The following is a 13,078-nucleotide window of genomic DNA, read 5'->3' on the forward strand; positions in this document are numbered from 1 at the left end:
GGGGAGAAAGGCGACGCAGCAGGGGTGTCGGAGGGACGAACGGTAGCGCCAGGAGGCGTCGGCGTGCCGAAAGAGGAGCGGCCCGCCAGGACGGCGGGCCGGGGAGATCAGTCTTGCGGGGCGTCCCTGAGGAATACCAGCTGATCCGGGCCGGATTGCTCGGCGCTGAAGTAATAGCCGTGGGCATTGAAGTCCTTCAGCCCGGCCGGGTCGCGCAGGCGCTCGCGGATCACGTAGCGAGCCATCATGCCGCGAGCCTTCTTGGCGTAGAAGCTGATGATCTTGTACTGGCCGTTCTTCAGGTCCTTGAACTCGGTGTCGATGACCCGCGCTTGCAGCGCCTTGCGCTTCACCGCGCCGAAGTACTCGTTGGAGGCCAGGTTGAGCAGCACGTCGTCGCCCTGGGCGGCCAGCGCTTCGTTCAGCCACTGGCTGATACGCTCGCCCCAGAAGGCGTAGAGATCCTTGCCACGGGCGTTGGCCAGGCGGGTGCCCATTTCCAGTCGATAGGGCTGCATGAGGTCGAGCGGGCGCAGCACGCCGTAGAGACCGGAGAGCATGCGCAGGTGATCCTGGGCGAAGGCGAAATCGTCCTCGCCGAAGTCTTCCGCGTTGAGGCCGGTGTAGACATCGCCCTTGAAGGCGAGCAACGCCTGCTTGGCGTTCTCCGGGGTGAACTCCGGATGCCAGCTGGCGTAGCGAGCGGCATTCAGGCCGGCGAGCTTGTCGGAAAGCTTCATCAGTTCGCTGATCTGCAGTGGCGTGAGCTGGCGCAGTTGCTGGATCAGTTCCTGGGCGTGGTCCAGGTATTGCGGCTGGGTGAAGCGGTGGGTGACCGGCGGGGTCTCGTAGTCCAGGGTCTTGGCGGGGGAAATCACCATCAGCATCGTTCAGGCTCCTCGAATCGTCGGGCGATTGTAGGGGCTGGAGACGTCCGGCTCCACCTATGCGGTCGATAGGGAAAGGCGCCGCCGACCGAACGGCGCCGAGGTATCAGGCCTGGACGGGAGCGAGGTGCGCGGCGACGCTGCCCCGGGCGGCGAACACCACCAGGTGGTCGGCGGCGACGCGGATACCGACGTCATCGCCCGGCTGGTGGTCGGCATGGCTGGGGAAGATCGATTCCAGCTGGGTACCGGTGGGCAATTGCAGGCGGTACAGGGTGGCGGCGCCGAGGAAGGTCTTGCCGACGATCCGCGCCTTCAGCTCGCCCTGCGGCGCGTGCACCAGGTCGTCCGGGCGCAGCAGGACGTCTACCGCGCTGCCGGAAGGCAGGCTGTAGGCGCGATTGCCGCGGATCACGCCGAGTTCGGTCTGCACCGTATCGGGGCTGAGCAACTGGCCGCGAATGAAGTAGCCCTGGCCGACGAAGCTGGCGACGAAGGGCGTCAGCGGCTCGTGGTAGAGGTTGTAGGGAGTGTCCCACTGTTCCAGGTGACCTTCCTTGAACACGCCGATGTGGTCGCAGACGGCGAAGGCTTCTTTCTGGTCGTGGGTCACCAGGATCGCGCTGGTGCCGCGTGCCTTGAGGATCTCGCGAACCTCCTGGCTGAGGCTGCGGCGCAGTTCCACGTCGAGGTTGGAGAAGGGTTCGTCGAGCAGCAGCAACAGCGGTTCGGGCGCCAGCGCGCGGGCCAGGGCCACCCGTTGTTGCTGGCCGCCGGAGAGTTCGTGGGGGTGGCGCGCGGCGAGGTGGTCGAGCTTGACCAGCTCCAGAAGCTCGCGCACCAGGCGCTCGCGTTGTGGATGCTTGCGGATGCCGAAGCCGACATTGTCGGCCACGCTGAGATGGGGGAACAGCGCGTAGTCCTGGAACACCATGCCGATCCGGCGTTTCTCCGGCGCCAGGGTGAAGCCGGGACGCGAGATGACTTCGCCGCCCAGCTCGATCTGCCCGGCCAGCACCGGTTCGAAGCCGGCGATGGCGCGCAGGGTGGTGGTCTTGCCGCATCCCGAAGGACCCAGCAGGCAGCCGATGTCTCCGGCATTGAGGTGCAGGTCGAGGTCCTGCACCACTTTCTGCGAGGCGTAGCCGCAGGCGAGATCTTTCAGGTTCAGCAGCAGGTCGTGGCTCATGGGCTCAGGCGTAATGGGCGTGTTCGATCAGCAATTCGAGGAGGGCCTTCTGCGCGTGCAGACGGTTCTCTGCCTGGTCCCAGGCTACCGAGCGCGGGTCGTCCAGCAACTCTTCGCTGATTTCCTCGCCGCGGTGGGCCGGCAGGCAGTGCATGAATAGTACATCGTCGGCGGCCCCATCGAGCAACGCGGCGTTCACCTGGTAGGGACGGAACAGGGCGATGCGCGCGGCGGCTTCGTCTTCCTGGCCCATCGAGGCCCACACGTCGGTGCTCACCAGGTGCGCGCCGGCCACCGCCTCGCGCGGGTCGCGGACGACGCGCAGGCGGTCGCCGGCAAGGGCGACGAACTCGGCCTTCGGCTCGTAGCCCTCGGGGCAGGCCACGCGCAGCTGGAAGTCGAACTTCAGCGCCGCTTCTATATAGCTGTTGCACATGTTGTTGCCGTCGCCGATCCAGGCCACGGTCTTGCCCTGGATGCTGCCGCGGTGCTCGTGGAAGGTCTGCATGTCGGCGAGCAACTGGCAGGGGTGCAGGTCGTCGGACAGGCCGTTGATCACCGGCACCTTCGAGTGCGCGGCGAATTCCGTCAGGGTGGCGTGGGCGAAGGTGCGGATCATCACGCCGTCGAGCATCCGCGACATGACCCGGGCGCTGTCGCCGATCGGCTCGCCGCGGCCGAGCTGGGTGTCGCGCGGGGAGAGGAAGATCGCCTGGCCGCCGAGCTGGATCATCCCGGCTTCGAAGGACAGGCGGGTACGGGTCGAAGCCTTCTCGAAGACCATGCCCAGGACCCGGCTCTTCAGCGGCTCGTAGAGCACGCCTCGGTTGCGCAGGTCCTTCAGCTCGCTGCCGCGGCGGATCAGACCGATCAGCTCTTCGGGGCTGTAATCCATAAACGAGAGAAAGTGCCGTACGCTCATCGCTGACTACCTTTTATTTTTACTGCTGGCCGAGGCACTGGCCGGCTTTCGCGAGAGAAAACGGGACTGGACCTGCGGCGGGACCGCAACGTGCGGGAAAATAGGGGAAGGCGCGATCTTATAAGGAAATGTCGCGGAAACACAAGGAGGGCTTGGAAGGCGCGGGTTACGGGGTTTTTCCCGGGTCTTCGCCGTTGTCCCGCCGCCAAAGTCCCGCCTCGTCGATCTATCGGTTGGGCGGGGCGACGCTTTATGCTGTGCGCGCCCGAATACCTTCATGGAGGAGGCGGGTTTCGGACCAGGGAGGTCGAACATGCACACGGGAGAAACACTCGCCGCCGCGCCGCCGGCACGGCCATTGCGCCAATCGCGGCTGGGCGGCCTGTCGCTGTTCCTCGCCCTGGCCGGGGTCGCCATCGCGCTGGCGGTGATGGCGCTGGCGCTCGGCGAGCGGATCGACCTCAGCGACGAGAACCATCTGCTCGGCCTGTTCGCCGCCTTGCTGGCGGTCTTCGCGGTATCGACCTGCGGCCTGGTGCTGGGCCTGGCCGGCCTGCTCAGGCGCAGCCGCAAGCGTCACCTGGCCCTGGCCGGCATCGTCCTCAACCTGTCGTGCCTGCTCTGGGGCTGGCATGCGCTGAGCACGGCGGCGGCCGCGATCCTGATGGTCCTGGGGCAAACCGGGTTGTCGTTCCTCAGCGCCCTGGCGGTGCTGTTCGGCATGATCTTCTTCCGCCAGGCCTGACCCGTTCAGCGACTGTGCGCAGGCAGCCTGGGCGCCCGCGGTTCGGCCGCTCGTTCATCGGATTGCCGGATTGCAGCCATTCGTCGCGGATTTGCAGGGGGAGGGGCTCAGCCGGGGAAGGAGGGTGCGAGAGGAGCAAAAGGTGAGCCCCGGAGGTGCGGATCTCCGGGGCTCGTGCGGCACGGTGGTGCGGGCACCGGGTCGCGATCAGCGCTGGAAGGGATAGTACAGCGCTGGATGGACAGTATAGCGCTATGCATTTCGCATGAATCCTTTAGTTAGGTCTTTTTCTCATATTTGCAGCGGTTTCGTGACCGAGGGCAATGAAGTGGCTTTTTCCCCTTGCCGCCCGCCGGAACCCATCCAACGGCTGGCATGCCCTCGTAACCGAAGTCAGAAACGCCAGTCGACGGCCAGTCCGACGCCATGGTCCTTCTCGCGGCTGCCCAGCAGGCCGTTGTAGCCCAGCCGCACGCTCACTTCGCGATTCACCGCGAGGCTGGCGTCGACGCCGAGCAGCGCGGCGTCGCGGGACAGGGCCACGCTTTCCACGCTGAATGGCTGGCTGCCGCTGGCGAACGCCAGGTGGCGTTGCGGGGTGGTGTCGCTCAGGTTGTGGCGCCAGCCGAGGGTGCCGGAGAGCGCCAGGCGGCGTCCGGCATCCAGCTCGAAATGCCGTTTCGCGCGCAGGCCCAGGGTGGTGAAGGCGGCGTCCAGGTTGTCGTCGCCACCCTCCAGGGCCGCGGCGCTACCGCGTTCGCGGAAGTCATCGCTGGCGACGTGCACGTAGGCCAGCCCGGCGAAGGGTTCCAGCTCCAGGCTGCGCCAACCCAGCGCGTAGGCGGCCTCGGCGAACAACTGGCTGCTCTGTGCGTCGAGCTTGGCCTTCTGCTTGCCGGCCACGGCGCCGTATTGCAGGTCGCGCTTGACCTCGGCGCGGTGCCAGGCGTGCGCTGCGCCGAGGCTCAGGCGCCATTGCTGCAATTGCCGGCCGAGGTAGGCGCCGAGGTGGTAGCTGTCGATGCTGGCGGAGGATTGCAGGCTGCTGTCCATGTTCAGCGAGCTGTTGCTGTAGCCGGCCACCAGGCCGAGGCGCGTGTCGCTGGCGACCTGGCTGTCGACGCCGAGCAGGAAGCCGCCGACCGAATGCCGGTAGCCTTCGCTACCGTGGCTGCCATCGGCGCTCTTGCCCCAGGAGCCGAGCGCCTTGAACCAGCCTTCGGGAGCCTCCCCGCCGGCCTCGCCGTCGCTGGTCTGGCGCAGGCGTTCGCCGACGCTGTCGCGCAGATAGCGGCTGTCGTTGAGCAACAGGCCGGCGAGCGCCGGGTAGATTTCCCCGGACAATTGCTGGAAGGCCCGTTGGGCGGTTGCGGCGTTTTCCGACAGGAGCAGGCTTTCGTAGACCGGGTTGCCGGCGCCGAGCGTTTCCACGGCCCCAGCGACCGCCGCCTGGTTGGGCGTCTGCGCGACGCTGGCGAGGGTCGTGCCGTTGCGTCCGATATCCAGGCGGATGGCGTTGGCCGCGTAGTCCAGGGTGCCGCCGAGGAACAGGTAGTTCGGCAATACCGCGTCGAAGCGCCCGTCGATGCCGCCGGCGGCGTCGAGGATGTCGTAGCGGCGGCCGACCAGGCTCTCGACCTGGGACTGGCTGAGCAGGTCGGGGCTGTTTTCCATGGCCAGGGTGACGTTGCCGCCCGCGATGCTCGCCTTGCCGCTGGCGACGATCCGGTCGCTGGCGCTTTCCGAAAGCTCCACCGCGTAGGTCGAGCCGGATTCGAAGCGCAGGTCCCCGGCGACCTCCAGGGTGCCGATGGAGTTGCCCGCGGCCACCGTGCCGCCGGAGCGCGCCAGCAGGCCGCCGATCCTGCCGCTGCCGCCGAGGGTGCCGCCGGCATTGACTTCGACGGCGGACAGCAGCGAACCGTCGACGCTGAGCAGCCCGCCATCGACCAGGGTCGGCCCGCGATAGGTGCTGTCGCCGCTCAGGACCAGGCTGCCGGCACCGGCCTTGACCAGGCTGCCCTGGTACTGGCGCTGGGCGGCGGCCTGGTCGCGGGCCATGCCGATGGCATAGTCGGTGCGTTCCTGCTGGCTGGCACCGGCCGGCAAGCCGTTTTCCCAGCCCTTGTCCTTCAGCGTCCGCTGCCAGGCCGCGTGCTCGGCGGCGTCCTCGGCCTGGCGCTGGAGCAGGGCGCTATCGGAAATCGGGTTGCTCCATTCGTCGCGCAGGCCGGCCGGGAGGTTGGCCTCGAAGCGGCCGAGCAATTGTCCAGGCCCATGCATCGCCCGACCGAGATCCGGCACGCCCCAGCCGACGGTGTCGGTGGGGGCGCCGGTCGGCGTGCCGTCGAGCTGGGTGGCGGTGGTCAGCAGAACCTGCAGCGCCTGCTCGTTGTTCAGGTACGGATAGCGCTGCATGACCAGGGCCAGCGCGCCGGTGGCGTGGGGCGCGGCCATCGAGGTACCGGACTTGTTGGCGTAGCCGCCGCCGGGCATGGTGCTGTTGATCAGGCGGCCGGGCGTGGTGATGCACCAGTACTTGGCGATGCCGCAGCGGTTGTAGCGCTGGCCGTTCTGCTGGTCGAGGCCGGACACGGCCAGCCAGTGGCCTTCCAGGTCCGGCTGGAAGTAGGGCAGGGCGGAGCGCACGCTGGCGTTGGCGTAGCCGCTGTTGCCGGCGCTGAAGACGTTGATCACGCCCTGGCGGGAGACGCCGGCGGCGGCGTCCAGCCAGGTGGAGCGCCCGTAGTGCTGGGCATAGGCGGCGTGCAGGCCGTCGAGGGTCTCGTAGCTGACGTCCTTGGGCTGGCTGCCCCAACTGTTGTTGATCGCCCGCACCCCGGCGTCGGCCAGCGCCTGGTAGGCGGCCTTGAAATAGTTCGGGTCGGGCGTCGGGCCGAACAGGAAGCTGTCGTTCTGGTTGGTGTTGGCGACATACACCTGTGCCGCGTAGGCCACCCCGTGCATGCCGACGCCGTCGCGCGAGGCGCCGAGGGTGCCGCCGACGTGGGTACCGTGGGAGTCGTTGTTGCCGTTCATCGCGCCGCTGACGCTGAACGGCGTGCCGTCGACATAGGTGCCGCTGGCCGTCACCGGCTGGTAGCGCGAGGCGGGAGTATCCGGATGGCTCGGGTCGAAACCGGAGTCCATCTCGCCGATCTTCACGCCCTGGCCGTCGATGCCGGCGGCATAGGCCTGGTCGGCCCGCATCCGTTCCAGGCCCCAGTCCTGCTGGTATTCGGCGGAGCGCCAACTGGCCGGATCGCCGGGCCGACCGGCTTCGACATAGGCGGCCGTGGCCGGCTGTGCGATCCAGGCGCCCAGCAGCAGGGCGGCTGACAACGAGGTGGGGCGAGGGCGGAAGGAGTGGTCGTCGGTCATGCGGTCTCCACGCTTTATTGGTCTTGTCGGACAGGGGTGGACTCGAAGAGACAAGGTTTAGCACCGGCTTTCGCCGCGCCGGAATTCCCAGGTGGATAGTTGACAGCCGGACAAACGGCACGCCTCCCCTCTACCGCGCCCATCGGCCAGCCTGATGCCTGGCGTTTCAGCCGACTGACGCTGCTGGCGCGGCGGCGGAAGGCGCCGCATAGTGCCGATTCGACGACTAGACCGGTCGTCTGGTCCTCGCGTACGCGCCGGGCCGCGACGGCCGGCGACGACAATGAAGAGGCGAGCCATGAGCAAGACCCTCCACTACCGTGCGTGCCATCTCTGCGAGGCCATCTGCGGGCTCGCCATCGAGACCGAGAGCGACGAGGGCGGCGTGCCGCGGATCCGCTCGATCAAGGGCGACCCGCAGGACAGCTTCAGCCGCGGCCATGTCTGTCCCAAGGCGGTGGCCCTGCAGGACATCCAGGACGACCCCGACCGCCTGCGCCAGCCGTTGCGCCGGGTCGGCAGCGAGTGGCAGCCGATCGGCTGGGACGAGGCCTTCGCGCTGGTGGCCAGCCGCCTCGGCGAGATCCGCGAGCGCCATGGCAACGATGCGGTGGCGGTCTACCAGGGCAATCCGAGCGTGCACAACTACGGCCTGATGACCCATAGCAACTACTTCCTCGGCCTGCTGAAAACGCGCAACCGCTTCTCCGCGACTTCCGTCGACCAGTTGCCGCATCACCTGGTCAGCCAGCAGATGTACGGCCATGGTTTGTTGATCCCGATCCCCGACATCGACCACACCGACTTCATGCTGGTGCTCGGCGGCAACCCGCTGGCGTCCAACGGCAGCATCATGACCGTGCCGGACGTGGAGAAGCGCCTGAAGGCGCTGAAGGCCCGCGGCGGCCGGTTGGTGGTGGTCGATCCCCGGCGCAGCGAGACCGCGGCTATCGCCGACCGGCACCTGTTCATTCGTCCCGGCCAGGATGCGGCGCTGTTGCTCGGGATACTCAACACCCTGTTCGAGGAGAACCTCGGTCGCCCCACGCCGCTGCCGGTCGACGGGCTGGAGCGGGTGCGCGAGGCGGTCGCGGTCTTCGACGCCGAGTCCATGAGCGCGCGCTGTGGCGTGCCGGCCGAAAGCATTCGCCAACTGGCGCGGGATTTCGCCGCCGCCGAACGGGCGGTCTGCTATGGCCGGATGGGCGTTTCCACCCAGGCCTTCGGCACGCTCTGCCAGTGGCTGGTGCAACTGATCAACCTGGTCACCGGCAACCTCGACCGGGTCGGTGGCGCGCTGTGCACCTCGCCGGCCCTGGACCTGGTGGCGAGTACCTCGGGTGGCCACTTCGGCCGTTGGCGCAGCCGCGTCTCGGGGCTGCCGGAATATGGCGGCGAACTGCCGGTGGCGGCATTGGCGGAAGAAATCCTCGGTGAAGGCGAGGGGCAGGTGCGCGCGCTGGTCACGGTAGCCGGCAACCCGGTGCTGTCCACGCCCAACGGGAGGCGGCTCGAACAGGCCCTGGACGGCCTGGAGTTCATGCTCAGCATCGACCTCTACATCAACGAGACGACCCGCTACGCCGATCTCATCCTGCCGCCCACCGCGCCGCTGGAGCACGATCACTACGACACCACCTTCAACGTCTTCGCCGTGCGTAACGTGACCCGTTTCAACGAGGCCGTGCTGCCGCGTCCCGAGGGTGCGCTGCACGACTGGGAGATCTTCGTCGGCCTGGCGCGGGCCTTCGCCGCGCGCAACGGCCTGGAGCTGAAACCGACCCTGGAGCCGCAGCAGATGATCGACCTCGGCCTGCGCGCGGGCGCCTACGGCGACCGTTCTGAGCACAGGCTGAGCCTGGCCACTCTGCGCGAACATCCCCACGGCATCGACCTCGGGCCGCTGCGGCCGAACCTGGCGCCGCGCCTGAAGACCGCCGGCCAGCGCATCCAGGCCGCGCCGCCGCTGTTCGTCGACGACCTGCAACGCTTCGCCGCACAGCCACTGCCTGCGTCCGACCAGTTGCTGCTGATCGGACGACGCCACGTGCGCAGCAACAATTCCTGGATGCACAACTACCATCGCCTGGTGAAGGGCAAGCCGCGTCACCAGTTGCTGATGCACCCGCGCGATCTGGAGGGTCGCGGCCTGGTCGACGGGCAGCGGGTGCGGGTGCGCTCGCGGGTCGGCAGCGTCGAGGTGGAGGTGGCGGCGAGCAGCGAGATGATGCCCGGGGTGGTCAGCCTGCCGCACGGCTGGGGCCACGCGCGGCCCGGCGTGCAACTGGCGATCGCCCGCGCCCAGGCCGGCGCCAGCGCCAACGACCTGACCGACGAGCGTCATCTCGACCTGCTGTCGGGCAACGCCGCGCTCAACGGCCTGCCGGTGGAGGTGGAAGCGGCCTGAGCGGGTCGACGGAACGCGAGAGTAAAGCCGAGCGTCGCGCTAGGCTTTCCGATACAATACCGGTCATTATTTGCCGAGTTACCGTGTCGAAACGTTCCTGTTGAGGTAAGCCATGGACATCATCGAAACCATTAAAGAGCAGATCGCCAACAACCCCATCCTGCTGTACATGAAGGGTTCGCCGAACGCCCCGCAGTGCGGTTTCTCCTCGCGCGCGGCCCAGGTGCTGATGGCCTGTGGCGAGAAGTTCGCCTACGTCGACATCCTGCAGAACCCGGAAATCCGCGCCAACCTGCCGAAGTACGCGAACTGGCCGACCTTCCCGCAGCTGTGGGTCAATGGCGAACTGGTCGGCGGCAGCGACATCCTCGCCGAGATGTTCGAGAAGGGCGAACTGCAGACCCTGGTCAAGGACGCGGCGGCCAAAGCCAACGCCTGATCCGCGCATCCGACGAAGAGCCCCGCCTTGTGCGGGGTTTCTTTTTTGTCCGGAGAAACCAGCAAGGAAACCGGGAGCCTCCATGTCGGAAGTCAATCCTCGCCAGGGTCGCCTGGCTTGCATCTATTTCTTCGCCATGGCCGGGCTGGTCATCGGCAACCTGATGGGACGCATCCCGGCGCTCAAGGAGCAGACCCAGCTGGACGAGCGCGCGCTCGGCCAGGCCCTGCTCGGCGTCGGGGTCGGCGCGCTCACGGCGTTCCCGTTGAGCGGTTTCCTGGTCCAGCGCATCGGCAGCCGCAGCGTAGTGATCGGCGGTTGCCTGATCATGCTGCTGGTGTTTCCGCTGCTCGGCCTGAGCCAGGGCTGGTGGCAACTGGCGTTGGCCTTCTACGTGCTGGGCGTGAGCTTCGCCGGGATGGACGTGGCGATGAACATCCAGGCGGTGGATGTCGAGCGCCTGCTCGGCAAGCCCTGCATGTCCATGCTGCATGGCATGTACAGCCTCGGTTGCCTGGTCGGTGCGTTGAGCGCCGCGGCCCTGGCCGGACTGACGCCGTTCTGGCACTTCCTCATTCTCTCCGCACTCGGCCTGCTGAGCCTGCCATTCTTCGTACGCGCGTTGCTTCCGCCGGACCCGAGCAAGGCGGGCGCGCGCAAGGGCGGCGGCTTCACCTTGCCGCCGCGGGCCTTGCTCGGCCTGGGCCTGCTGATTCTCTGCGCGTTCGTTTCCGAGGGCGGCGTGGCTGACTGGAGCGCGCTGTTCCTGCACAGCGTTCTGGATGCTTCCGAGCGGGTGGCGGCGCTGGGCTTCGCGGCGTTTTCCGCGGCGATGGTGGTGGGGCGGCTGTTCGGCGACCGCCTGCGCGGACGCATCGACGATGCGCCGTTGCTGCGCGGCCTGGGTTCGCTGGCCACGCTGGGCATGCTGGTGGCGCTGTTCAGCCCCTGGCCGGCGCTGAGCATCGCCGGTTTCGGGGTGGTTGGCCTGGGACTGTCGGTGATGGTGCCGATCGTGATCAGCGCTGCTGGCAACCAGCCGGGCATCGATCCGGTGATCGGGGTCGCCGCCGTCTCTACCGTGGGGTATGGCGGACTGCTGATGGGACCGCCGCTGATCGGCCTGCTGGCCCACGAGATCGGCCTGCGCTGGGCATTGCTGGTACTGGTCGGTCTTTGCCTGTTGCTGGCCCTGCGCGCCGATCTGGTCCGGCGCAGGCCGCGCAGCGCCTGAGGCTTTCTGGCGGCAAGAAAAAAGCGCCGGCGGGGCAGGCCGCCGGCGCTTCGTCGTGGTTCCCGATCAGTCGTCTTCGTGCATGTGCGACTGCAGGTAGTTCTCCAGGCCGACTTTCTGGATCAGGCCCAGCTGGGTTTCCAAGTAGTCGATGTGCTCTTCTTCCGACTCCAGGATGTCCTTCAGCAGGTCGCGGCTGACGTAGTCGTGCACCTGCTCGCAATGCACGATGGCTTCGCGCAGGTCCTTGGTCGCCTTCAGCTCCAGGTTCAGGTCGCACTGCAGCATTTCCTGGGTGTTCTCGCCGATCAGCAGCTTGCCGAGGTCCTGCAGGTTGGGCAGGCCTTCGAGGAAGAGGATGCGCTCGATGAGCTTGTCGGCATGCTTCATCTCGTCGATCGACTCGTGGTACTCGTGGGCGCCGAGGCGCTTCAGGCCCCAGTCGTTCCACATGCGCGAGTGGAGGAAGTACTGGTTGATCGCGATCAGCTCGTTGCCGAGGATCTTGTTGAGGTGCTGGATGACTTTCTTGTCGCCTTTCATGCCGAATCCTGCCGTCGTAGTGGGTGTGATTCGCCAAGTTTGGCCGCGACGAAGCAGGGTGTCAAACCTAAGTTATTGAAATATAAGGGAAAAAGAATATGAATACGAATGTTTTCTTTCCGCGTTCTGCCGCTAAGTCATTGAATTGAAGGCATAAAAAAACCGGGCGCCAGGCCCGGTTCTTCTGAAAGAGGGATAAAAAATATTTTTCAGGCAGCGACGAACGCCGTAGTCCCGAACGCCGGTACCGGCTGGGCACTCTGCAGGTCGTTGAGGGTTTCGCGTACCACCTGCTTGGCCAGGCATGCGCACTTGCCGCACTGGGTACCGACGCCGGTGGCTTCGCGAACCTCACGATAGCTGCAGCAGCCTTCGTAGATGGCATCGCGGATCTGGTTGTCGGTAACACCTTGGCAGAGGCAGACGTACATGGCGATCTGGCTACTGGGAAGTTGAGTTGGAAAAGATACTAATAATAATGAGAATGATTGTCAAAGTTCCCTGGAGCGTTTTAGTCGGGTTTTTTTCGCCCCCCGACAAATGGCTTTGTCGGACAAAGACTTAGCGCCGGCTGGGGCGGGGTGTATGATGGTTGTTTCCCGGGGAACGGCGCCCCTGCCATCGAGGCTTCACGAGGAGCCGGCAGGCTGCGGTGCCGTCCTTCAACCTTCCGCTTAAAGGAGACATGGAATGAGCGTACTCGTAGGTAAGAAAGCGCCTGACTTCAACGTTGCCGCGGTACTGGGCAATGGCGAGATCGTCGAGAGCTTCACCCTGTCCGAGGCCATCAAGGGCAAGTACGGCCTGGTGTTCTTCTATCCGCTGGACTTCACCTTCGTCTGCCCGTCCGAGCTGATCGCCCTGGACCACCGCATCCCGGAATTCCAGGCGCGCAACGTCGAGGTGATCGGCGTTTCCATCGACTCCCACTTCACCCACAACGCCTGGCGCAACACCCCGGTGGACAAGGGCGGCATCGGCGCCGTCAAGTACACTCTGGCGGCCGACACCAAGCACGAGATCGCCAAGGCCTATGACGTCGAGTCCGACGGCGGCGTGGCCTTCCGTGGCGCGTTCCTGATCGACAAGGAAGGCGTTGTGCGCTCGCAGATCGTCAACGACCTGCCGCTGGGCCGCAACATGGACGAGCTGCTGCGTCTGGTCGATGCCCTGCAGTTCCATGAGGAGCACGGCGAAGTCTGCCCGGCCAACTGGAAGAAGGGCGACAAGGGCATGACCGCATCGCCCGAAGGCGTGGCCAAGTACCTGGCCGAGAACGCCAGCAAGCTGTAAGAAGAGCGTGCTTCGCGCGTTGGAAAAAGCCCCGCTTC

11 protein-coding genes are annotated in these 13,078 nt (G+C 66.5%); 5 read left to right on the forward strand and 6 right to left on the reverse strand.

Annotated features, from left to right (window positions below):
• Positions 1–107: 107 nt before the first annotated feature.
• From yaaA to argF, 3 genes are all read right to left on the reverse strand, one after another.
• Positions 108–887: a peroxide stress protein YaaA gene (gene yaaA / locus LE197_RS00640; RefSeq protein WP_003092094.1), complete on the reverse strand. Its 780-nt coding sequence runs from the start codon at positions 885–887 to the stop codon at positions 108–110.
• 106 nt (positions 888–993) lie between these two features.
• Entirely contained in the window at positions 994–2,076 is a 1,083-nt protein-coding gene (locus LE197_RS00645; RefSeq protein ID WP_196752319.1) for an ABC transporter ATP-binding protein, read from the reverse strand.
• Between the two features lie 4 nt (positions 2,077–2,080).
• Positions 2,081–2,998 (reverse strand): ornithine carbamoyltransferase, encoded by a 918-nt coding sequence (argF, locus tag LE197_RS00650; RefSeq protein ID WP_003092090.1) that lies wholly within the window; start codon positions 2,996–2,998, stop codon positions 2,081–2,083.
• A 313-nt stretch (positions 2,999–3,311) separates the two neighbouring features.
• On the opposite strand from argF, the gene LE197_RS00655 reads away from it, so the two are divergent.
• Positions 3,312–3,743 (forward strand): hypothetical protein, encoded by a 432-nt coding sequence (locus tag LE197_RS00655; RefSeq protein ID WP_003104261.1) that lies wholly within the window; start codon positions 3,312–3,314, stop codon positions 3,741–3,743.
• 393 nt (positions 3,744–4,136) lie between these two features.
• On the opposite strand, the gene LE197_RS00660 is transcribed toward LE197_RS00655, so the two are convergent.
• Positions 4,137–7,124: an autotransporter domain-containing protein gene (locus LE197_RS00660; RefSeq protein WP_003104263.1), complete on the reverse strand. Its 2,988-nt coding sequence runs from the start codon at positions 7,122–7,124 to the stop codon at positions 4,137–4,139.
• 298 nt (positions 7,125–7,422) lie between these two features.
• Between LE197_RS00660 and LE197_RS00665 the strand changes: the two genes are divergently transcribed.
• From LE197_RS00665 to LE197_RS00675, 3 genes are all read left to right on the forward strand, one after another.
• A complete protein-coding gene (locus LE197_RS00665) occupies positions 7,423–9,531 on the forward strand; it encodes a molybdopterin oxidoreductase family protein (protein WP_151155369.1) in 2,109 nt (702 codons plus the stop codon).
• A gap of 112 nt (positions 9,532–9,643) precedes the next feature.
• Positions 9,644–9,970 carry a Grx4 family monothiol glutaredoxin gene (grxD, locus tag LE197_RS00670; RefSeq protein WP_003092082.1) on the forward strand — a complete coding sequence of 109 codons (327 nt, stop codon included), beginning with the start codon at positions 9,644–9,646 and terminating at the stop codon, positions 9,968–9,970.
• A gap of 82 nt (positions 9,971–10,052) precedes the next feature.
• On the forward strand, positions 10,053–11,204 hold the full coding sequence (locus tag LE197_RS00675; protein WP_015649282.1) for an MFS transporter: 1,152 nt from the start codon (positions 10,053–10,055) through the stop codon (positions 11,202–11,204).
• A 66-nt stretch (positions 11,205–11,270) separates the two neighbouring features.
• Here LE197_RS00675 and bfrB read toward each other — a convergent pair whose 3' ends face one another.
• Both bfrB and LE197_RS00685 read right to left on the reverse strand, forming a co-directional pair.
• On the reverse strand, positions 11,271–11,747 hold the full coding sequence (gene bfrB, locus LE197_RS00680) for a bacterioferritin BfrB (protein WP_003092078.1): 477 nt from the start codon (positions 11,745–11,747) through the stop codon (positions 11,271–11,273).
• Between the two features lie 209 nt (positions 11,748–11,956).
• The gene (locus LE197_RS00685) at positions 11,957–12,178 is read right to left on the reverse strand and encodes a bacterioferritin-associated ferredoxin (RefSeq protein WP_003092075.1); all 222 of its coding nucleotides are present in this window, start codon (positions 12,176–12,178) and stop codon (positions 11,957–11,959) included.
• Positions 12,179–12,437: 259 nt separating this feature from the next.
• Between LE197_RS00685 and LE197_RS00690 the strand changes: the two genes are divergently transcribed.
• Positions 12,438–13,040 carry a peroxiredoxin gene (locus LE197_RS00690; RefSeq protein ID WP_003092073.1) on the forward strand — a complete coding sequence of 201 codons (603 nt, stop codon included), beginning with the start codon at positions 12,438–12,440 and terminating at the stop codon, positions 13,038–13,040.
• Positions 13,041–13,078: the final 38 nt, after the last annotated feature.

Origin of the sequence: Pseudomonas sp. PS1(2021), from assembly GCF_020405165.1 — a bacterium.
Classification (GTDB): domain Bacteria; phylum Pseudomonadota; class Gammaproteobacteria; order Pseudomonadales; family Pseudomonadaceae; genus Pseudomonas; species Pseudomonas aeruginosa.

What these genes read in the sequence shown, in the direction of transcription:
- yaaA (WP_003092094.1), bottom strand. Translation starts at nt 887, where the DNA reads ATGCTGATGGTGATTTCCCCCGCCAAGACCCTGGACTACGAGACCCCG.
- LE197_RS00645 (WP_196752319.1), bottom strand. Translation starts at nt 2,076, where the DNA reads ATGAGCCACGACCTGCTGCTGAACCTGAAAGATCTCGCCTGCGGCTAC.
- argF (WP_003092090.1), bottom strand. Translation starts at nt 2,998, where the DNA reads ATGAGCGTACGGCACTTTCTCTCGTTTATGGATTACAGCCCCGAAGAG.
- LE197_RS00655 (WP_003104261.1), top strand. Translation starts at nt 3,312, where the DNA reads ATGCACACGGGAGAAACACTCGCCGCCGCGCCGCCGGCACGGCCATTG.
- LE197_RS00660 (WP_003104263.1), bottom strand. Translation starts at nt 7,124, where the DNA reads ATGACCGACGACCACTCCTTCCGCCCTCGCCCCACCTCGTTGTCAGCC.
- LE197_RS00665 (WP_151155369.1), top strand. Translation starts at nt 7,423, where the DNA reads ATGAGCAAGACCCTCCACTACCGTGCGTGCCATCTCTGCGAGGCCATC.
- grxD (WP_003092082.1), top strand. Translation starts at nt 9,644, where the DNA reads ATGGACATCATCGAAACCATTAAAGAGCAGATCGCCAACAACCCCATC.
- LE197_RS00675 (WP_015649282.1), top strand. Translation starts at nt 10,053, where the DNA reads ATGTCGGAAGTCAATCCTCGCCAGGGTCGCCTGGCTTGCATCTATTTC.
- bfrB (WP_003092078.1), bottom strand. Translation starts at nt 11,747, where the DNA reads ATGAAAGGCGACAAGAAAGTCATCCAGCACCTCAACAAGATCCTCGGC.
- LE197_RS00685 (WP_003092075.1), bottom strand. Translation starts at nt 12,178, where the DNA reads ATGTACGTCTGCCTCTGCCAAGGTGTTACCGACAACCAGATCCGCGAT.
- LE197_RS00690 (WP_003092073.1), top strand. Translation starts at nt 12,438, where the DNA reads ATGAGCGTACTCGTAGGTAAGAAAGCGCCTGACTTCAACGTTGCCGCG.